The sequence below is a fragment of the Sphingomonas faeni genome, from assembly GCF_023195535.1.
Lineage (GTDB): Bacteria > Pseudomonadota > Alphaproteobacteria > Sphingomonadales > Sphingomonadaceae > Sphingomonas > Sphingomonas faeni_B.
This window is the reverse complement of sequence record NZ_JALPNF010000008.1, coordinates 96,639-116,049: the sequence shown is the minus strand read 5'-3', so window position 1 is coordinate 116,049 and position 19,411 is coordinate 96,639. Positions and strand designations below refer to the sequence as shown.

General features: G+C 67.4%; 18 protein-coding genes. 9 read left to right on the top strand and 9 right to left on the bottom strand.

Going from position 1 to position 19,411, the window contains the following annotated elements:
- Positions 1-10 precede the first annotated feature (10 nt).
- From SPHN_RS14755 to SPHN_RS14740, 4 genes are all read right to left on the bottom strand, one after another.
- A complete protein-coding gene (locus SPHN_RS14755; RefSeq protein WP_248524476.1) occupies positions 11-742 on the bottom strand; it encodes a CPBP family intramembrane glutamic endopeptidase in 732 nt (243 codons plus the stop codon).
- Between the two features lie 253 nt (positions 743-995).
- Complete coding sequence (gene glpX, locus SPHN_RS14750) at positions 996-1,967, bottom strand: class II fructose-bisphosphatase (RefSeq protein ID WP_248524475.1); 972 nt, start codon at positions 1,965-1,967, stop codon at positions 996-998.
- 61 nt (positions 1,968-2,028) lie between these two features.
- On the bottom strand, positions 2,029-2,859 hold the full coding sequence (gene dapD / locus SPHN_RS14745) for a 2,3,4,5-tetrahydropyridine-2,6-dicarboxylate N-succinyltransferase (RefSeq protein WP_248524474.1): 831 nt from the start codon (positions 2,857-2,859) through the stop codon (positions 2,029-2,031).
- Complete coding sequence (locus tag SPHN_RS14740) at positions 2,856-3,521, bottom strand: pyrimidine 5'-nucleotidase (protein ID WP_187503876.1); 666 nt, start codon at positions 3,519-3,521, stop codon at positions 2,856-2,858. The genes dapD and SPHN_RS14740 overlap by 4 nt, the downstream gene beginning before the upstream one ends.
- 125 nt (positions 3,522-3,646) lie before the next feature.
- Here SPHN_RS14740 and SPHN_RS14735 point away from each other — a divergent pair, with 125 nt between their 5' ends.
- Entirely contained in the window at positions 3,647-4,645 is a 999-nt protein-coding gene (locus SPHN_RS14735) for an LLM class flavin-dependent oxidoreductase (protein ID WP_248524473.1), read from the top strand.
- A 111-nt stretch (positions 4,646-4,756) separates the two neighbouring features.
- On the opposite strand, the gene nudC is transcribed toward SPHN_RS14735, so the two are convergent.
- Genes nudC through SPHN_RS14720 form a run of 3 tightly spaced genes read right to left on the bottom strand, consistent with a single transcriptional unit; the run spans position 4,757 to position 8,051 of the window.
- Positions 4,757-5,635, bottom strand: coding sequence for an NAD(+) diphosphatase (gene nudC, locus SPHN_RS14730; protein WP_248524520.1), 879 nt, complete (start codon positions 5,633-5,635; stop codon positions 4,757-4,759).
- 5 nt (positions 5,636-5,640) lie between these two features.
- Positions 5,641-6,990: a serine hydrolase domain-containing protein gene (locus SPHN_RS14725; protein ID WP_248524472.1), complete on the bottom strand. Its 1,350-nt coding sequence runs from the start codon at positions 6,988-6,990 to the stop codon at positions 5,641-5,643.
- On the bottom strand, positions 6,987-8,051 hold the full coding sequence (locus SPHN_RS14720) for an A/G-specific adenine glycosylase (RefSeq protein WP_432715102.1): 1,065 nt from the start codon (positions 8,049-8,051) through the stop codon (positions 6,987-6,989). Before SPHN_RS14720 ends, SPHN_RS14725 begins: the two co-directional genes overlap by 4 nt.
- Before the next feature lie 26 nt (positions 8,052-8,077).
- Between SPHN_RS14720 and SPHN_RS14715 the strand changes: the two genes are divergently transcribed.
- The 7 genes from SPHN_RS14715 (at position 8,078) to SPHN_RS14685 (ending at position 16,782) form a co-directional block, all read left to right on the top strand.
- A complete protein-coding gene (locus SPHN_RS14715) occupies positions 8,078-8,629 on the top strand; it encodes a DUF721 domain-containing protein (protein WP_248524471.1) in 552 nt (183 codons plus the stop codon).
- A complete protein-coding gene (locus SPHN_RS14710) occupies positions 8,629-9,294 on the top strand; it encodes a thioredoxin domain-containing protein (protein ID WP_248524470.1) in 666 nt (221 codons plus the stop codon). Before SPHN_RS14715 ends, SPHN_RS14710 begins: the two co-directional genes overlap by 1 nt.
- Before the next feature lie 26 nt (positions 9,295-9,320).
- Positions 9,321-10,061, top strand: a complete 741-nt coding sequence (locus tag SPHN_RS14705; protein ID WP_248524469.1) for a thioredoxin domain-containing protein — start codon at positions 9,321-9,323, stop codon at positions 10,059-10,061.
- 361 nt (positions 10,062-10,422) lie between these two features.
- Positions 10,423-13,809: a chromosome segregation SMC family protein gene (locus SPHN_RS14700; protein ID WP_248524468.1), complete on the top strand. Its 3,387-nt coding sequence runs from the start codon at positions 10,423-10,425 to the stop codon at positions 13,807-13,809.
- A 46-nt stretch (positions 13,810-13,855) separates the two neighbouring features.
- Positions 13,856-14,050, top strand: coding sequence for a hypothetical protein (locus SPHN_RS14695; protein ID WP_248524467.1), 195 nt, complete (start codon positions 13,856-13,858; stop codon positions 14,048-14,050).
- 67 nt (positions 14,051-14,117) lie between these two features.
- Positions 14,118-15,362: a putative DNA modification/repair radical SAM protein gene (locus SPHN_RS14690; RefSeq protein ID WP_248524466.1), complete on the top strand. Its 1,245-nt coding sequence runs from the start codon at positions 14,118-14,120 to the stop codon at positions 15,360-15,362.
- A 34-nt stretch (positions 15,363-15,396) separates the two neighbouring features.
- Positions 15,397-16,782, top strand: a complete 1,386-nt coding sequence (locus SPHN_RS14685; RefSeq protein ID WP_248524465.1) for a UdgX family uracil-DNA binding protein — start codon at positions 15,397-15,399, stop codon at positions 16,780-16,782.
- A gap of 148 nt (positions 16,783-16,930) precedes the next feature.
- Here SPHN_RS14685 and SPHN_RS14680 read toward each other — a convergent pair whose 3' ends face one another.
- The gene (locus SPHN_RS14680) at positions 16,931-17,728 is read right to left on the bottom strand and encodes an aldo/keto reductase (RefSeq protein WP_248524464.1); all 798 of its coding nucleotides are present in this window, start codon (positions 17,726-17,728) and stop codon (positions 16,931-16,933) included.
- A gap of 80 nt (positions 17,729-17,808) precedes the next feature.
- Here SPHN_RS14680 and SPHN_RS14675 point away from each other — a divergent pair, with 80 nt between their 5' ends.
- On the top strand, positions 17,809-18,441 hold the full coding sequence (locus tag SPHN_RS14675; RefSeq protein WP_248524463.1) for a DedA family protein: 633 nt from the start codon (positions 17,809-17,811) through the stop codon (positions 18,439-18,441).
- Between the two features lie 388 nt (positions 18,442-18,829).
- Here the strand turns inward: SPHN_RS14675 and SPHN_RS14670 are convergent, their stop codons facing one another.
- Positions 18,830-19,339, bottom strand: coding sequence for a hypothetical protein (locus tag SPHN_RS14670; RefSeq protein ID WP_248524462.1), 510 nt, complete (start codon positions 19,337-19,339; stop codon positions 18,830-18,832).
- Between the last annotated feature and the right edge of the window lie 72 nt (positions 19,340-19,411).

The following is a 19,411-nucleotide window of genomic DNA, read 5'->3' as shown; positions in this document are numbered from 1 at the left end:
GAAGGCGAAGTCAAGCCGCGCGCCACGCTCCGGTCAGCGCCGGTCGCAATGCCAGCGAATTGAGATCGATCAGCGCGTGCAGGAGCATCGCCAGCCATAGCTCGCCGGTCATCAGATAGATCGCCGCCATCAGCGCGCCGACGAGCGTGGTCGCAATCACGCCCGCCCGTCCCTGATAGAGGTGCATCCCGCCGAACGCCGCGATCGCGACGCCGAACGCGACGAACGCGTTGCCGGACACGAGCGCGACCAGCAGCGGCAGGAACAGGCGGAAGGCGAGTTCTTCGGATATGCCCGCCGCGACCGACATGGCGGCGGCGTGCGCGATCTCCGGCCGGTTGCGCGGGAGCAGCGACCCGACATTGCCGATCGTCTTGAGGATGCGCCAGTTGCGCCGCGTGGCCAGGACCGCACCGATGACCAAGCCGCCGAGCGCGCTTCCACCGATCATGCCGAGCAGTTCCGCGCGACTATCGCCAGCGATGCTTGGCAGGACGCTGCGCAGGGCGTCGAACTCGGCGGGGACGGTGACAAGAGCGTCCAACCGGCCGAGCAACGCGAGTCCAATTATAGCCGGCAGGACGAAGGCGATCGCGGCCTTGGCGATCCACAGGCGGTAGGTTTTCTGGCGCGAGGCGGTGTCGGGGAGGCGCTTGATGCGGCGATAACCGAGGAGGTCGCCCTTGAGGAACCAGACGAGGCTCATGAGGGTCGCGAGGAGGAGGGCGGTGGGAAGGATCATGCGGTCAATTCGCCCCTCATGCGTTCCACCGCTCGTCCTTGTTCTCCCGCGGAGGCGGGAGCCCAGCCTGGGTCCCCGCCTTCGCGGGGAAACAATACCTGGTCAGTCCCCTGCCCTAGCCAAGTGCTCCACCCGGCGCAGGCCGGGGCCCAATTGGGAAACGTCGCTAACGGAGCGATCCGCTTCATTACTCTGGACGTTCCACTTGGGCCCCGGCCTTCGCCGGGGTAGTGCTCCCCCCTCGGGTCGCTACTCAATCCGTCCGATGCTCGCCCTTAACCCAGCGCACCGTGCCCGAAGACGCGCGCATCACGACGCTCTCGGTGGTCATCTTGCCCTTCTTCCGCTTCACGCCCGCCAGCAGTGACCCATCCGTCACGCCGGTCGCCGCGAAAATGCAGTCGCCCTTCGCCAGTTCGGACAGGTCATACTGCTTGTCGAGATCGGTGATCCCCCACTTCGCCGCACGACCGCGCTCGTCGTCGTTGCGGAACAGTAGCCGGCCCTTGAACTGACCGCCGACGCAGCGCAGCGCCGCGCACGCCAGCACGCCCTCGGGCGCGCCGCCGGAGCCCATGTAGACGTCGATCGTCGTCTCGGGATCGGACGTCGCGATCACGCCGGCGACGTCGCCGTCACCGATCAGCATGATCCCGCAGCCGACCTGCCGCAGCTCGGCGATCAGCTTTTCGTGACGCGGGCGATCGAGCACGCACACGATCAGGTCGCGCGCCGGCACGCCCTTGGCCGCCGCGACCGCCATGATGTTCTCGGTCGGCGTCTTGTCGAGGTCGATGATGCCCTCGGGATAGCCCGGCCCGACCGCGATCTTGTCCATGTAGACGTCGGGCGCGTTGAGCAGCCCGCCCTCCTCGGCGATCGCGAGAACGGCGAGGCTGTTCGGCCCCGCGGTCGCGCAGATCGTCGTGCCTTCCAAAGGATCGAGCGCGATGTCGATCTTCGGGCCCTTGCCGATCGCGGAGCCGACCTTCTCGCCGATGAACAGCATCGGCGCCTCGTCGCGCTCGCCCTCGCCGATCACGACGGTGCCGTCCATGTACAGCGAGTTGAGCGCCTCGCGCATCGCCTCGACCGCGGCCGCATCCGCCGCCTTCTCGTCGCCGCGACCGACGAGCGTGGAGGCGGCGATCGCCGCCGCTTCAGTCACGCGGACCATTTCGAGGACGAGTACGCGGTCGAGAACCTGGCTGGCAGCAGCGGTCAAAGTCTATCTCCTCGGTATGTTTGGCCCCGGATAGGCAGCGCTCGCCGGGTTGTCGACCCGATCAGTCCCTAAGCAGATCATTGATCGAGGTCTTCGAACGGGTTTGTGCGTCGACCCGTTTGACGATTACGGCGCAATACAAAGCGGGCTTGCCCCCCCCGTCATTGGCGCCGCCGCCGATCGAGCCCGGCACGACCACCGCATAGGGCGGCACTTCGCCCTTGAAGACCTCGCCGGTCGCGCGGTCGATGATCTTGGTCGAGGCGCCGAGGTACACGCCCATCGACAGCACCGCGCCCTCGCCGACGCGGACGCCCTCGGCCACTTCCGCGCGCGCGCCGATGAACGCGCCGTCGCCGATGATGACGGGATCGGCCTGCAACGGCTCGAGCACGCCGCCGATGCCGGCACCGCCCGAAAGGTGCACGTTCTTGCCGATCTGCGCGCACGACCCGACCGTCGCCCAGGCGTCGACCATCGTGCCCTCGCCGACATACGCGCCGATGTTGACGAAGCTCGGCATCAGGATCGCGCCCTTGGCGATGAAGCTGCCGCGCCGCGCGACCGCACCCGGAACGACGCGGATACCCGCCGCGCGGAACTCCGCATCGCCCCAGCCCGCGAACTTCGACGGCACCTTGTCGAACGCCGGCGCCCCCGCCGAACCGCCGTCGATCACGACATTGTCGTTGAGCCGGAACGAGAGCAGCACGGCTTTCTTCAGCCACTGATTGACCTGCCAGCCATCAGCCGTCGGCTCGGCAACGCGCGCGGTGCCCGCATCGAGCATCGCCAGCGCGGACTCGACCGCGTCGCGCACTTCGCCCTTGGTATCGAGGCCGAGGTTCGCGCGGTCGTCCCAGGCGGCGTCGATGATGGTCTGCAAGGTCATGATGTCTCCAGGATGGTTTCGAGCCACGGCGCAAGCACCGGCACGGTAAAATCGATGTGGTCGCGCGCGCCGCCGGGGGACTGCTCGGAGCCGTTGTCGACCCACACGGTCGTCATCCCGATCGCCTTGGCCGGCGCGAGATTGCGCGTCATGTCGTCGACGAACAGCGACTCCCGCGGATCGATATCGAACGCCGCGCAGAAGCCCGCATAGGCCGACGCATGCGGCTTCGGCATCAGGTCCATCGCGTGGATGTCGTGGATCGCCTCGAAGCTCTCGCCCAGCCCGAGCCGGTCGAGGATCTTCAGCGCATAGGGCTTGTCGCCGTTGGTGAAGACCAGCTTGCGCCCCGGCAGCTTGGCGATCGCCGCGACCAGCGGCGCGTCATGCTCCAGCACGTCCATCTCGATATCGTGGACATGCTCCAGGAACGCGTGCGGGTCGACGTGATGCTCGGTCATCAACCCCGACAGAGTCGTGCCGTGATTGTGGAAATACCCCTTCTGCACGCGCCGCGCCTCGTCATGGTCGAGGCCGAGCAGATCCTGGATGAACCCGGTCATCCGCTGATCGACCTGCGCGAACAGGTCCGCGCTCGCCGGGTACAGCGTGTTGTCGAGATCGAAGATCCAGTTGCGGACATGATTTAGGCGGGCAAGCATCGGCCGGAACCTCTAGGGAGCGCGAGGCGTGGCGACAAGCCGGCTGACGCTTGCTCAAGCGGACGAAAGTACCGCAATCCACATCAAGGGTGGATAAGCTACCGCTCGGTACCTATCTCTGGTGCATGACACGCTATTCCCTGCTCGATCTCGTCCCCGTCGTCGAAGGCGGCACCATCTCCCAATCGCTCGCCAATGCGGCCGATCTCGCGCGCCATGCCGAGAGCGTCGGATTCCAGCGCTATTGGGTCGCCGAACATCACGGCATGACCGGCATCGCTTCCGCCGCGACCGCGGTGGTGATCGCGCACATCGCCGCAGCCACGAAGACGATCCGCGTCGGCTCGGGCGGCATCATGCTGCCCAACCACGCGCCGCTGGTGATCGCCGAGCAGTTCGGCACGCTCGACGCGCTGTTCCCCGGCCGCATCGACCTGGGTCTCGGCCGCGCACCCGGTTCCGACCAGCGGGTCGCGCGCGCGATGCGTCGCACGCTGGAAACCGACGCCAACGCCTTCCCGCAGGACGTGATGGAGCTGCAGAGCTATTTCGCCAACGACGGCCAGACCGGTATCGTCGCCACGCCGGGTGCCGGCGCGGATGTCGATATGTGGATCCTCGGCTCCAGCACGTTTGGCGCGCAATTGGCCGCCGCACTTGGTCTGCCCTACGCCTTCGCCTCGCATTTTGCGCCCGACGCGCTCGACGCTGCGCTGGCGATCTACCGCCGCGATTTCCGCCCGTCCGCGCGGCTTGCCAAGCCGCACGCGATGGCCGGGTTCAACGTTTTCGCGGCGGACACGGACGCCGAGGCCGAACTGCTCGCCAGTTCGCAGCAGCAGTCGTTCGTGGCGCTCCGCACCGGCAACCCGGGCAAGATGAAGCCGCCCCTCGCCGGCTATCGCGAATCGCTCGGCGCGCAGGGGAACCAGATCCTCGACCACGTGCTGCAATGCTCGGCGGTCGGCAGCCCGGCCAAGGTCGCCCGCGGGATCGCCGCGTTCATCGACCGGACTGGGGTGGATGAAGTGATGGTGACGAGCGCGATCTACGATCACGAGGCGCGCAAGCGGAGCCTGTCGATCACCGCGGACGTGATGCAGGATCTGAAGATCGCGGCCTAGATCTAACGCTTCCCTCCGTCATCCTGACGAACGTCAGGACCCAGAGCCAAAAGCGGCGCCGCCCGTAACCCTGGGTCCTGACGTTCGTCAGGATGACGGGAAGTGGGAGACCTACGCCCCCGCCCATTCCTTCAACAACGTATATGCGATCGCATAGGGCGGCGGCGGCAGGAACGGTCCCTCTTCCCCCCGCAACACCGCGCGCACCATCTCACGCGGCACCCACATCGCATCCTCCAGTTCGTTCACGTCGAGGGTGATCGCGTCGTCCTCGGCCTCCGCCACGCACGCGACCATCAGCGACGACGGAAACGGCCAGGGCTGGCTAGCGATATACCGCACCTTCCCAACCCGAACCCCCGACTCCTCAAGGATCTCGCGCGCGACCGCCTCCTCGATCGACTCTGCCGGCTCCACGAACCCAGCCAAGGCGGAATAGCGTCCCGGCGGCCACCCCTTGCCGCGCCCGAGCAGCGCCCGCCCGTCATGCTCCGCGATCATGATCACCACCGGATCGACTCGCGGGAAATGCTCGGTCGCGCAGTTCGGACACTTCCGTGCCCATCCGGCACGAAACACCGCGGTCGGCGAACCGCACTTCGCACAGAACCCATGCCGGACGTGCCAATCGATGACGCTCCGCGCGCCAGCATAGGTCGCGGCCTCTCCCGGCGCGAGCGCCGCCAGCACCGCCATCAGCGCAGGCGACCGCATCGCCGGCGCATTGTCGACCCGCATCCCGTTCAACAACGCCGCGAAATGCGGCCGCCCACTCTCGTCGAGCCCGAGCAGGATCGGCTCGGCATCGTCCGGCATGTCCGCCATCGACGTCCACGCGAGACGCCCGTCGTCGGTCGTGCCCGGCAGCAGCCCGTCGAGCACCAGCAACCGTGCGCGCCAATCACGCTGCGCCGCCGCCAGCCCTTCCGGATCGTGGCGCAGCGCATCGGAGCGATCGAGCGTCCCACCCGTGAATCCAGGTGCTTCCATCACGCTCATCGGCGCATCCTCGCTGCGTCCTGCATCAGCGCCGCGACCACTTGCTCGCGCAGCGGAATGCGGTCCGCCGGGAAGTAATTGACCATCACGCTGCCGCGCGAATGCTTCAGCGGATCGACCCACGCGATCGTCCCCGCCGCACCGCCCCACGCATAGGTGCCCTTGCCCGGCCCGTTCGGCGTCGTGGCGAGCACCACGGAACCGCCTGCGCCGAAGCCCATGTTGCTGCCTTTCGTGCCGCCGGTACCGCCGCTCACGCCACCATAGGTCACGCCCGGCGGCAGCAGGTTCGACGTCGCGAGCGCGATCGTCTCGGGCTTCATCACGCGGACGCCGTCGAGCGTCCCGCCATCCTGGATCATGTGCAGGAACCGATCGTAATCGCGCGCCGACATCACGAGCCCGGCACCGCCGTACGGAAAGCTGGGTTTCTGCAGGAACACGGAGTTTGCCGCCGGATCGAGCGGGGTCCGCGTGTCGCCGACGAACGCGTAGTTGGTCGCGAGCCGGCCGATTTCGCTCTGCGGCACCTGCCAGAAGCTCGACTTCATCTTGAGCGGATCGAACAGCCGCGTCTGGACGAACCGCTCGAAGCTCATGCCGCTGGCGACCTCGATCACCCGGCCCATCACGTCGAGCCCGATCGAATAGCTCCACTTGGTGCCGGGCTCCGCGATCAGCGGCAGCATCGCGACGCGGTTCGCGAACTCTTCGAGCGACTTCGGCCGGACGGGCCGCATCTTCTCTTCCATCGCCGCGCTGACCGACAGCGGCAGGATGCCGAGCCGCTCATATTCCTTGAGCAGCGGCCCCTTGGTGACGATCGTGTAGCCGAGCCCGGCGGTATGCGTCAGCAGGTTGCGGATCGTGATCGGCCGCGTCGCCGGGCGCGTGGCGAGCGAGGTGTCGGGGCTGGTCGCCACCTTCATGTCCTTGAACGCCGGGATGTATTTGCTGACCGGATCGTCAAGGTTGAGCTTGCCGTCCTCGACCAGCATCATCGCCGCCATGCCGGTGATAGGCTTGGACATCGAATAGACGCGCCACAGCGAGTCGGGGCCCGCCGCCGGAGCATTCGGGTCGTCGCTGATCTTGCCAGCCGAGGGGAACAGCGTCGGACCGTCGCCGACGCCGAACGCCCCGACGATCCCCGGCATCTTGTCCTGCGCGACATAGCCATCGAACAGCGCCGTCGTTGCGGGCAACAGCGCCTTGACCGGGATCGTCATCCGCGGCGTCGGCCGAGCCTGCGGGGAAGGCTGCGGCCGAGGCTGCGCCTGCTGGGCATAGGCCGTGGCGGCGGCCAGCGCGGCGAGGCCGCCCGTAATCCAGTGCACCAGTTTCATGCAGATCTCCGTGTGGCCCAGTTCCGAATGGCTTTCCCGGCCTTGGCGAAAACGGTCGGCAGCCCGGCGGTATCCAGGTCGTCGATCGGCCACCATTCGCTTGCCGTCGGAACGCGGGTTTGATGCGCCTGGACGGTCGCCACCGCAAGCGTCAGTTGCAGATCGAAATGCGTAAATCCGTGCGCGACGGTCTCGTCCAGCATCCGCCACTCCGCCTGCGCCGGCGCATCCTCGAACCCGGGTGCAGTCTCGCCCCAAGGTCCGGTCGGGAACGCGCGCATCCCGCCGAGCAACCCCTTGTCCGGCCGCCGCACCAGCAACACCTGCCCGTCGCGCTCCAGCCAGAAGATCGTCCCGTAGCGCTGAGGCTTCGCCGCCTTCTTCGCCTTCACCGGCAACCGCTCGGGCGCGCCCTGCGCAAAGCCCTCGCAAAACTCGCGGATCGGACACAGCAAGCATTTCGGCGCGCGCGAAGTGCAGGTCCCCGACCCCAGATCCATCATCGCCTGCGCAAAGTCTCCCGCGCGGAGGTCGGGCGTGATCGAATCCGCCGCCACCCGAATCGCAGGCCGCGCACCCGGCAAAGGCGTCTCGATCGCAAATAACCGAGCGACCACTCGCTCGACATTGGCATCGACCACCACCGCGCGCTCCCCGAACGCGATCGCCGCCACCGCCGCGGCGGTATACGCGCCCAGCCCCGGCAGTTCGCGCAATTCAGCCTCGGTCCGCGGAAACACGCCGCCGTGATCCGAAACCACGGCCTTCGCCGCCTTCACCAGATTGCGCGCCCGTGCGTAGTACCCAAGCCCCGCCCAGGCCGCCATCACATCGGCATCGTCCGCCGCGGCCAGACTCGCGAAATCCGGCCACCGCGCGGTCCACGCCAGGAACCGCGGCGTCACCGCGGCCACCGTCGTCTGCTGCAACATCACCTCGGACAGCCACACCCGGTACGGATCGACCGCCTCGCCCGGCTTCGCCCGCCACGGCAGATCGCGACGATGCGCGTCGTACCATCCGAGCAGGGCCCCGGAGACCGAAGAGCGCTTGGCGTTCACGCGTCGCCTATGGCATGGGTTCGCGGATGAGCAAGCCGCCTGGCCCTTCCCCGAAACCGCCCGCGCCACGCCGGGTGAAAGGCAAGACCGATCCCGACGCGCCGCGCGAGAATCGCTCGCGCGCGGTCGCCGAGCTGTTGCCCGCGATCGGCGGCGCGGCATTCCGGCGATTCGGCTTCGTCCAGTCGTCGATCGTCAGCCGCTGGCCCGAGATCGTCGGCGCGAAACTGGCCGGCGCGAGCATCCCCGAATCGATCCGCTTCCCGGTCGGCAAGAAGCAGGACGGCGTCCTCACCCTCACCGTCCGCGGCGCACACGCGCCGATGATGCAGCACATCGCGCCCGAGATCATCGAGCGCGTGAATCGCTTCTTCGGGTACGCGGCCATCGTGAAGGTCGCGATCCGCCAGGGCGAAGTCGCCGCCCCCGTGCCGCGCAAAGCCCCACCGTCGATCCGCCCGGTCCCCGTCGATCTCGGTGCCAGCCTGAAAGGCATCGCCGATCCGGAACTGCGCGCCGTCCTCGAATCCCTCGCCGCCGGCGTCGCCTCGACGCACGGCCTTCCCAGGATCACCTGATGCGCGTTCTCTTTGCCGTCTTCGCCCTCTTCCTGCTAACCGGCGCCGCGCCCAAGCGCGACTGGTCGCAGACCGCCCGCATCCTCCCTTCGGGCGCCTACCTGATCGGCAATCCCGCTGCGCGCGTGAAGCTGGTCGAATATGCCAGCTACACCTGCTCGCACTGCGCCGATTTCTCGGTGAAGTCCGAACCCGTGTTGAAGCGCCAGATGATCGCATCGGGCTCGACCAGCCTCGAATTCCGCCACTTCATCCGCGACCGGCTCGACCTGTCGGCGGCGATCCTCGCGCGCTGCACCGGCCCCAAGGGATTTTCCGCGACATCGTCCGCGATCTTCGCCGCACAGCCGCAATGGCTAGAGCGCGGGATCGAGTACCAGCAGGGTAACGCCGCGCGGCTCGCGATGTACCCGCCCTCGGCACAGATCCGCGCCAACGCCGACGGCTCCGGCCTGACCGCGATGGTCAAGGCGCGCGGGCTCTCGGATGCGGCGATCAACGCGTGCTTCGCCAACCAGCCCGAGATCGACCGCATCGTCAAACTGACCGCCGACGCGCCTAAGGAAATCGATTCCACCCCGACCTTCTACCTCAACGGCAAGATCGTGCCCCATGTCGGTTGGGAACAGCTCGAACCCGCGCTCCGCAAGGCCGGCGCCCGTTAATTCACGTGATCCACTGGAGTAACCCGATGAAGTTCGCAATCGCCCTCGCCGTCCTGCCGCTCGCGCTCACCGCCTGCTCGAAGAACGATTCCACCGGCAACGTCGACGCGCCTGCCGCGGCACCCGTCGCAGCCGCCGCCGCGCCCGCCGGCCAGAACTGGACCGAGACGGTCGTGAAGACCCCCGAGGGCTATCTGATGGGCAACCCGAACGCGGCCATCAAACTGGTGGAATACGGTGCGCGCTCGTGCCCGACCTGCGGCTCGTTCGCCCGCGAAGCGTACAAGCCGTTGACCGAGAAGTACGTCTCGACGGGCAAGGTAAGCTTCGAATTCCGCGACTTCCTGGTCCACGGCGCACCCGACGTGGCGCTGACCCTGCTCGGCCAGTGCGGTGGCGTCGCGCCGTTCTTCCCGATCCTCGAGCAGATGTACGGCAACCAGATCGCGTTCCTCGACAAGCTCCAGGCGATGACGCCCGCGCAGCAGCAGGGGCTGGCCAATCAGCCGCCGACGGTGGTCGCGACCAAGCTCGCCGAACAGATGGGCGCGATCGATTTCGTCAAGCAGCGCGGGATCCCGGAGGCCAAGGCGCGCGCGTGCCTCGCCGATCAGAAGCAGCTCGAGGTGATGGCCAAGCCGACCGAGAACGCGATGCAGGCTGGCACCGTCACGGGCACGCCGACCTTCCTTTTGAACGACAAGAAGCTCGACCAGGTCGTCAGCTGGGATCAGATGGAGAAGGCGCTGAAGGCGGCCGGGGCTTAAGCTACGCCGTTAAACGCTGCACTAGCTCTGCTCAGGACGAAGGCTCACTCCACTGCCGTTCGTCCTGAGTAGCCGTCGAGTAGCTGCAACGCGGCGTATCGAGACGGCGTATCGAAGGACAGGTTGGCGGGCGGAACCCTGCTTCGATACGAGCCCTCGATACGCTCCTGAGGGGACTACTCGGTCTCTACTCAGCACGAACGGGTGAGAGGAAGGGCCAGATGTGGTGGGCGTGTCGAAGGCGGGCTGCCCCTTCCTTGTTCTCCCGCGAAGGCGGGAGTCCAGTCGGGGTCCCCGCCTTCGCGGGGACACAAGGTTGCAGCCGCGATAGGATCCAACTTTAGTCGTCGGGGGCGCACGAATGCAGATCAAGCGCCTCCGCATCACCGGCTTCAAGAGCTTCGTCGACCCCGCCGACCTCCGCATCGAACCCGGCCTGACCGGCGTCGTCGGCCCCAATGGCTGCGGCAAGTCCAACCTCCTCGAAGCGCTCCGCTGGACGATGGGCGAGGCCAGCGCCAAGTCGCTGCGCGGCGCCGGCATGGAAGACGTCATCTTCGCAGGCACCGCGACCCGCCCGCCGCGCGAATTCGCCGAAGTCTCGATCCTCGCCGAAATAGCCGGCGACGAGCGCGAAATCGTCCGCCGGATCGAGCGCGGCGCCGGGTCCGCCTACCGGATCGACGGCCGCGACGTCCGCGCGAAGGACGTCGGCCTGCTCTTCGCCGACGCCGCCACCGGCGCCCACAGCCCCGCGCTCGTCAGCCAAGGCAAGATCGGCGCCGTCATCGCCGCCAAGCCCGCCGACCGCCGCGCGATGCTGGAGGAAGCCGCCGGGATCGCCGGGCTGCACGTGCGCCGCAAAGACGCCGAGGGCAAACTCCGCGCCACCGAAGCCAACCTCGCCAAGCTCGACGAGATCATCTCGGACCAGGACGCACGCGCCGCCACGCTGAAACGCCAGGCCCGCGCCGCCGAACGCTATCGCCTGATCTCCGCCCAGATCCGCGTCGCCGAAGCCCGCACGCTTTTCGCCCGCTGGCGCGAAGCCGCCGCCGCATCCGACGCCGCCAAGGCCGAAGCCACCGCCGCCGAAGCCCGCGTCCGCGCCAGCACCGACGCCGAACGCGCAGCCGCCGCAGATCAGCACCGCGCGGTCGAAGCCGTCTCCGCCGCCCGCACCACAGCCCTCGCCGCCCGCGACCGCGTCGGCGATCTCGCCCACCGCCTCGCCTCGCTGAAAACCGAAAAGGCCGGCGTCGAACGCAGGATCGCCGACCTTGCCGACGCGCGCACCCGCATCGCCGACGACCGCGCCCGCGAAGGATCGCTCGCCAGCGACGCCGCCGCCGCGCTCGCCCGCCTCGCCGACGAGGCCAAGGCGCTCGACACCGCGATCGTCGACGCCACCGCCGCAATCCCCGATCTCGACGCCGCGCTCGCCGACACCGAACGCAAAGCCCGAGACGCCGAGGTCTCACTCGCCCAGGCGCTCGCCACCCAGGCCCGCGACGCCGCCGAAGTCCGCGTCGCCAGCGCAGCCCTCGCCGCCGCCCGCACCCGCGCCGACCGCGCCGATCGCGACGCCGCCCAGATCGCCGCTGCCCTCCGTTCCCTCGGCGACCCCGCCCCGCTGAACGCCGAGCGAGAAACTGCCGCCGAAGCCCGGCGCACCGCAACCGCTGCCGCCGAGTCCGCCCGCCAGGCCATCGCCCGCGCAGACACCGACGAAGCCGCCGCGACCGGCGCACGGGACGCCGCCGAAACCACCCGCGCCACCGCCCGCGCGGACCTCGCCGCGATCGACAGCGAAGTGGCCGCGCTCACCAAAGCCACGCAAAGTTCAGGCCGCAACCGACTGCTCGACCACGTCTCGGCCAGCACAGGCTATGAACGCGCGCTGGCGGCAGCACTCGGCGACGATTTCGACACCAGCCTCGACGCATGGACCGGCGGCGAGCCCCGCGACGAAGACCCCAAAGCGCCCGCCGACGCCGAACCGCTGGCAAAGCATGTCGACGCGCCCCCCGCCCTCGCCCGCAGGCTCGAACAGGTATTCGTCGTCGACACCGACACCAACCAATATCTCGCCGTCGGCCAGCGCATCGTTACCCGGGACGGCCGACTCCGCCGCTGGGACGGGTTCACCGCAACCGGCACCGGCGCGGCCGCCGCCGAACGCCTCGTCCGCCGCAACCGCCTCGCTGCGCTCCAGGCCGCACGCCCCGCAGCGGCCACCGCTCTCGAAAAAGCCGAACACGCGCGCGCCGCAATCGACCATCACATCGCCGAAGCCCGCCGCCAGTCGCAAACCGCCCGCGCCGCCCTGCAACGCGCGGAAACCACCGCGCGCGACGCCACCCGCAACGAAGACCGCGCCACATCAGCGCTAGAACGCCTCGCCACCCAACGCACCGACCTCGACGTCCGCGCGCACCGCATTGCCGACGACGTCGCCGAAGCGCACGCCGAACGCTCCCGCGCCGAGGCCGCGATGGCCGCCGTCCCGGACGGCACCGCCAACGCCCGCCAGGTCGCCGCGCTGCAATACGACGCCGAACGCAGCCGCGCCGCGGTCGCGCAGGCCCGCGCCGATCGCACCACGCTAGACCGCAGCATCGCCACCCACCGCGAACGCCTTGCCGCCGCCCAAGCGGACACCCGAAGCTGGCGCGCGCGCGCCGGGGAGGCCGCCAAGCGCATCGCCGCCATGGACACGCGGGAAACGACCCTAGGCGTCGACCTCGCCGCCATCGCTGATCGCCCCGCGACGCTCGAAGTGGAAATCGCCACGCTGGACGGCGAACACCAGGAAGCCCGCGCCACCGCCGACACCCTGCTCGCTACCGAGCGCGCTGCAGAAACCGCCGCCCGCACCGCCGACGACGCCCACCGCACCGCCACCGAAGCCCTTTCCCAAGCCCGCGAAGCCCGCGCCGGTGCGATCGCCCGCGTCGAAAACCACGAAGCCCGCCGCCTCGATCTCGGCCGCCTCTCTGGCGAGCGCTTCCAATGCCCCGCCCCCGTCCTCCCCGAACGTCTCGGCTTCGCAGTCGCCGACGTCCGCGCGCCAGCCGAGGAGTCCGCCACCCATGACCGCCTGACCACCGACCGCGAACGTATTGGCCCGGTCAACCTCGTCGCCGAAACCGAACTCGCCGAACTCGAAGATTCCACGCGGGGCAACGCCGTCGAACGCGAAGAACTAGGCCAGGCGGTCAACCGCCTCCGCGGCTCGATCGGCACGCTCAATCGCGAAGGCCGCCAGCGCCTGCTCGCCGCGTTCGAGGCGGTGAACGGCCATTTCCAGCGCCTCTTCACCACCCTCTTCGACGGCGGCGCCGCGCATCTCGAACTGATCGACTCCGACGACCCGCTCGAAGCCGGACTCGAGATCATGGCGCAACCGCCCGGCAAGCGCCTGCAATCGCTCACACTGCTCTCAGGCGGCGAGCAAGCGCTCACCGCGGTCGCGCTGATCTTCGGCCTGTTCCTCACCAACCCCGCACCGATCTGCGTCCTCGATGAAGTCGACGCACCGCTCGACGACGCCAATATCGAACGCTTCTGCGACCTGCTCGACCGCATGTCCCGTGACACCGACACGCGCTACCTCGTCGTCACGCACAACGCCGTCACGATGAGCCGCATGCACCGCCTGTTCGGCGTGACGATGATCGAACGCGGCGTCAGCCGGCTCGTCTCGGTCGACCTGCAGGCTGCGACGGGGCTGTTGGCGGCTGAATGATACAGATCGATTTTTCCGCATTATTTTGCCCGAACGCTCGGTAGATTTGCGGTATACCGCGCGGATGTTCCTCGACGAATCCAGCATCTGGCCGCGCAAGGAAGACCTTCCCCCACGCAAGCCTGTGTTCCGCCACGAAAAGGCGTTGAGTCGCATCCTGCTGTTCTACGCGCTGGTCCTGCTGCTCCTGCCCGTCAGCCTCGGCGGGTTCGTCGACCTGTTCCGGTATGTCTTCGACTGACGCCTATCACGGGGATGGTTGATGTCGATCAATCGACACGTGCGATAGCGGAACGTAAGACGAACGGATGGCGCAGCTCGATACCCGTGAAAAGCTCGAGATTCTTGCGGATGCGGCCAAATATGATGCGTCCTGCGCGTCGTCGGGGACGACCAAGCGCAATTCGAAGGACGGCAAGGGGCTAGGCTCGACCGAAGGCATGGGCATCTGCCACGCCTATGCGCCGGACGGTCGGTGTATCTCGTTGCTCAAGATCCTGCTGACGAACAGCTGCATCTTCGACTGCCATTACTGCATCAACCGGAAGAGCTCGAACGTACGGCGGGCGCGGTTCACGGCGAAGGAGGTCGTCGACCTGACGATCGCCTTCTACAAGCGCAATTATATCGAGGGGCTGTTCCTGTCGTCGGGGATCATTGCGTCGTCGAACTACACGATGGAGCAGATGGTCGAGGTCGCGCGGTCGTTGCGCGAGGATCATCATTTCCGGGGGTATATCCACCTCAAGACGATCCCCGACGCTGATCCCGAACTCGTCCACCAGGCCGGGTTGTACGCGGATCGTGTGTCGATCAACGTCGAGTTGCCGACGGCCAACGGGTTGAAGCGGCTTGCACCCGAGAAGGACGGGGTGCGGATCGAGACTGCGATGGCGGAGGTGAAGGCCGCGATCATCGACGGCAAGGATGCGAAGGCCAAATACAAGTCTGCACCGAAGTTTGCGCCTGCCGGCCAGTCGACGCAGATGATCGTCGGGGCAGACGCGGCGACGGATGGCGACATCGTGCGAAAGGCGTCGACCCTGTACGACCGGTTCGGGCTGCGTCGCGTGTATTATTCGGCGTTCAGTCCGATCCCGGATGCGAGCGCGGTGCTGCCGCTGCAACGTCCGCCGTTGATGCGCGAGCACCGGTTGTACCAGTCGGACTGGCTGATGCGGTTCTACGAGTTCCAGCCGCATGAGGTGGTGGCGGCTGCCGATGATGCGACGGGGATGCTCCCACTCGACATCGATCCGAAGCTCGCCTGGGCGTTGAAATTTCGCGGGTCGTTTCCTGTCGACGTGAACCGCGCACCGCGCGAAATGCTGCTGCGCGTGCCCGGGCTCGGCGTGAAGGCGGTTAACGGAATCCTCACCAGTCGCCGCTGGCGCCGCCTGCACCTCGCCGACGTCGCGCGGCTGACGGTGTCGGTCGCCAAGATCCGCCCCTTCATCATCGCAGAGGATTGGCGTCCCGTCGTCCTGTCCGACCGTGCCGAACTCCGCCCGATCGTCGCGCCGAAGCCCAAGCAGATGGAAATGTTCGCGTGACGCTTCCGCATTCCTCCCCGGAACGGGGAGGATTATGCGCGTCGTAACCCTCTCCGAACCCGACGATTTCGACGGCTGGCGTGATGCCGCGCGCGGACTGATCGCAGCGGACGTGCCGCCCGACGACGTGGTCTGGCAGGTCGGTGACGAACCGGTCGATCTTTTCGCAACCGTTGCGGACCCGGCACCCGTACCAGCCCCTGGCGCGTTCTCCGTACCACGCGCGTTCCTCGATCTCGCCCGCAGCGCGATTCTCGGCAGTGATCCCGAACGATTCGCGCTGCTTTACACGCTGCTCTTCCGCCTCCGTCGCGAGCCCAAACTGATCGAGGATCGCGCCGATCCGCTCGTCCGACGGCTCGACCGGATCGCCAAGGATGTCCGCCGCGATATCCACAAGATGCGCGCCTTCCTGCGTTTCCGCGAGCTCGACGAGGAAGGTGGAACACGGTTCGTCGCGTGGTTCGAGCCCGATCACCACATCGTCCGCGCGAACGCCGCGTTCTTCGTCAACCGCTTCGCCAGCATGCGCTGGTCGATCCTGACGCCCGAGGTCTCGATCCACTGGGACGGCAAGGCGCTCTGCGAAGGCCCCGGCGCGAGCAAGGCCGACGCCCCCGACGGCGATCCGACCGAGGAGGTCTGGAAGACCTATTACGCCAGCATCTTCAACCCGGCGCGCGTGAAGATCGGCGCGATGCTGAAAGAGATGCCAAAAAAATACTGGAAGAACATGCCCGAAACCGCGCTGGTGCCGGGCCTGCTGGCGGCGGCGCAGGCGAGGGAGAGCGGGATGATCGCGAAGGCGCGCGACACGGTCGGTGGCAACAGCTTGATCGCGTGGGAAGCGCTGCGGGACGAGGCTGCCGGGTGCACGCGATGTCCATTGTATAAGCCCGCGACGCAGACGGTGTTCGGGGAGGGCCCGGTCGATGCGCCGCTGATGTTCGTCGGCGAGCAACCAGGCGACCAGGAGGATCTTGCCGGGCGACCGTTCGTCGGGCCCGCGGGCCAGATGTTCGACAAGGCGATGGCCGAAGCCGGCGTCGATCGCTCGCGCGCCTACGTCACCAACGCGGTCAAGCATTTCAAGTTCGAGCAGCGCGGCAAGCGGCGTATCCATGCCAAGCCGGGCGCGGGCGAGATCGATGCGTGTCGCTGGTGGATCGAGCAGGAGCAGATGCTGATCAAGCCGAAGGTGACGGTAGCGCTGGGCGCGACGGCGGCGCGATCGTTGTTCGGGAAGGTCATGACGATCGGGCGAGAGCGCGGGCGCGCGTTGCAGTTGCCGGATGGTGGTGAGGCCTGGATTACGGTGCACCCGAGCTATCTGCTGCGGTTGCCGGATCCCGTGCAGGCGGGGGAGGAATATGCGCGGTTCGTGGAGGATTTGAGGGTAGTCGGCGGCCGGGTCGGATGAAGGTCGGCGTCGCCGCTTCCCTCCCTCCCTCCGTCCGTCATCCTGACGAAAGTCAGGACCCAGGGTTACAGGGGATAGCGGTCGTGGCTCTGGGTCCTGACTTTCGTCAGGATGACGAGCGTCTCAGCCGAGTCTCCTCCTTACCCCGTTACATGCTGTTCGGTTCCGGTCCCAAGCGGCCCGCCGGATCGTCGAGCGCCTCGATCGCGGCCGTGTCTTCGTCGTCCAGCGTAAGGTTTAGTGCCGCGAAATTGTCCGCGAGATGCTCGGCATCCGAGGCCTTCGGGATGACCGAGAAGCCGTTCGCCAGATGCCACGCCAGGATGACCTGCGCCGGAGTCCGCCCGTGCTTGTCGGCAATCCGGACGATCGCCTCGTCCTGCAACAGCGTTTTGCCCTGCCCCAGCGGGCTCCAGCTCTGCGTCACGATACCGTGCGCCACATGATACGCACGCTGCTCGCGCTGCTGGAAGTTCGGGTGGAGTTCGATCTGATTGACCGCCGGGGTCACGCCGGTGGCGGCGACGATCGCGTCGATATGCTCGGGAAGGAAGTTCGACACGCCGATCGACTTGGCCTTACCCGCATCGCGCAAGGCGATCATCGCCTTCCAAGCTTCGACATACTTGTCCTGTTTCGGCACCGGCCAGTGCATGAGGTACAGGTCGACCGACTCGACGCCGAGCATGGCGAGACTCTCGTCCATCGCCGCTTCGGCATCGCCCTGCCGATCGTTCCACAGCTTAGTGGTCAGGAACGCGTCCGAGCCTTTGTAGCCGTCGCCGACGCCGCGCTCGTTCTCATAGATCGCGGCGGTGTCGACCAGACGGAAGCCGATATCGAGTCCGGCGCGGACGATCGCCGCCGCCTGGCTATCGGGGATCTGCCACGTGCCCATGCCGAGCTGGGGCATGGTGCGGCCGTCGTTGAGTGTAATATCTGTCATGCCGCAAACAGCGCACGACACGGCCGGCGGTTCCGATTGCCTCTTCCCTTCGCCGCCCGGTTCGCGCAATCGACCGATCCATGTTCGAAAAGATCCTGGCCGTGCTGGCCACCTTCACGATCGGCGTCATCTCGTCCGGTGGCTATGTCGGCATCGCCTTGCTCATGGCGATCGAAAGCGCGTGCATCCCGCTGCCCTCCGAAATCATCATGCCGTTTGCGGGCTACCTCGTCTCGACCGGGCGATTCGACCTGTATCTCGCCGCCACCGCAGGCGCGATCGGGTGCAATCTCGGCTCGATCGTCGCCTATGAGGTCGGCAAGCGCGGCGGTCGACCGATGGCCGAACGCTGGGGCCGCTTCGTCCTGATCGGGCCGGGCGAGCTCGATGCGGCCGACCGGTTCTTCGCGCGCTGGGGCTCGATGGCCGTGCTGGTCGGCCGCCTGCTGCCGGTGATCCGCTCGTTCATCGCCTTCCCCGCGGGCGTCGCGCGGATGAAGCTGGTGCCGTTCCACCTCTACACCTTCATCGGATCGTGGCCGTGGTGCTTCGGATTGGCGTGGGTCGGCATGAAGCTCGGCGACAAATGGGACAGCGATCCGCGCGTGAAGGCCGCGTTCCACAGCGCCGACCTGCTGATCGGCATCGTCCTGATCGCGCTGGTCGCCTTCTACATCTGGCACCGCGTCCGCGGGCTGAAGCGTCACCCTTAAACCTCTCGGGGATATTTCAGGCGCTTTGCCAGCGCGCGGAAGTCGTCTTGGCGCTTAGGAACGAGGAGCCTGACGCGGCGCTGATACGCCGCGACGATCTCCGGGCTAGCGCAGGCTGGTGAGCCGCTGTCGAACGATGGCGCGGGTCATATTCCAGGCCGCGCTGGACGGCGCGAGCGTGCGCCTCACTTGGGATCATCGCGTCCGGCGTCAGCGGTATTCTAAGCGAGACGAGCCGTCATGTGCGATTGGCGTCACTCACGGTAAGGACGCCCCAGCTATCGCTCGAGTGACGGATGAACAGGATCAGGAGGCCGGTTTCGCTACCCGTCATTCTAGCGAAAGCTAGGCTCTCGTCGTGTAGGTCCTGTTTCGCTTCGAAGGAAGTTTAGGGAAGAACCGGGACTTCCGCCGCGCGCGTCTTGTTCTCCAGGCGGGATTCTCTCACTCGCTGGCCGAAGCAGCCAGTGGCCCCGCCCGCGCCGACGGCCGAACAGCTGCCGATCGTATTGACGCCCGAGCCCGCGTCCATCGTCCCCTGAGCCCTGGTCGCCCAGCTGGCGTTTTCGGGGGTCACGACGAACTCGCGAAGTTCCTTGGGAACGCGGTATTGCTCCTGCGCGCTGCGGCGGACGCAGACGACGATCTCTTCGCCGTTCGCGTTGGTCGGGCAGCGTTCGTTACCGAACAGCGTCAGGACGCCGTTGATCGGCGCGTTCCGTGAAACCTGCGGGGGCGCCACTATCGGCTTGGACCGAGGGGTCGCACCCGGCAGTGCCGGAGCCTTGGCGGGCGGTTGCGCGAGGGTCGGTCCCACATTGCCGTTCGACGTCGGCGGCGTAGTCTGTGCGACCGCAGGGCCGGCGACGAGCAAGGCCGCCGCAAAAAGCATCTTCATACGCATCACTCCCACGCGTTCGTTCGGCTTGTTATAGTCGCTCGGCCGTATCCGTTGTTCGGTTCCCGTCCA

Excerpts from the sequence above, each read along its gene's own strand:
- SPHN_RS14685 (WP_248524465.1), top strand. The coding sequence starts at position 15,397 with ATGCGCGTCGTAACCCTCTCCGAACCCGACGATTTCGACGGCTGGCGT.
- SPHN_RS14670 (WP_248524462.1), bottom strand. The coding sequence starts at position 19,339 with ATGAAGATGCTTTTTGCGGCGGCCTTGCTCGTCGCCGGCCCTGCGGTC.
- SPHN_RS14755 (WP_248524476.1), bottom strand. The coding sequence starts at position 742 with ATGATCCTTCCCACCGCCCTCCTCCTCGCGACCCTCATGAGCCTCGTC.
- SPHN_RS14680 (WP_248524464.1), bottom strand. The coding sequence starts at position 17,728 with ATGACAGATATTACACTCAACGACGGCCGCACCATGCCCCAGCTCGGC.
- SPHN_RS14725 (WP_248524472.1), bottom strand. The coding sequence starts at position 6,990 with ATGAAACTGGTGCACTGGATTACGGGCGGCCTCGCCGCGCTGGCCGCC.
- SPHN_RS14675 (WP_248524463.1), top strand. The coding sequence starts at position 17,809 with ATGTTCGAAAAGATCCTGGCCGTGCTGGCCACCTTCACGATCGGCGTC.
- SPHN_RS14710 (WP_248524470.1), top strand. The coding sequence starts at position 8,629 with ATGCGCGTTCTCTTTGCCGTCTTCGCCCTCTTCCTGCTAACCGGCGCC.
- SPHN_RS14700 (WP_248524468.1), top strand. The coding sequence starts at position 10,423 with ATGCAGATCAAGCGCCTCCGCATCACCGGCTTCAAGAGCTTCGTCGAC.
- SPHN_RS14740 (WP_187503876.1), bottom strand. The coding sequence starts at position 3,521 with ATGCTTGCCCGCCTAAATCATGTCCGCAACTGGATCTTCGATCTCGAC.
- nudC (WP_248524520.1), bottom strand. The coding sequence starts at position 5,635 with ATGGAAGCACCTGGATTCACGGGTGGGACGCTCGATCGCTCCGATGCG.
- SPHN_RS14690 (WP_248524466.1), top strand. The coding sequence starts at position 14,118 with ATGGCGCAGCTCGATACCCGTGAAAAGCTCGAGATTCTTGCGGATGCG.
- SPHN_RS14715 (WP_248524471.1), top strand. The coding sequence starts at position 8,078 with ATGAGCAAGCCGCCTGGCCCTTCCCCGAAACCGCCCGCGCCACGCCGG.
- dapD (WP_248524474.1), bottom strand. The coding sequence starts at position 2,859 with ATGACCTTGCAGACCATCATCGACGCCGCCTGGGACGACCGCGCGAAC.
- SPHN_RS14735 (WP_248524473.1), top strand. The coding sequence starts at position 3,647 with ATGACACGCTATTCCCTGCTCGATCTCGTCCCCGTCGTCGAAGGCGGC.
- SPHN_RS14705 (WP_248524469.1), top strand. The coding sequence starts at position 9,321 with ATGAAGTTCGCAATCGCCCTCGCCGTCCTGCCGCTCGCGCTCACCGCC.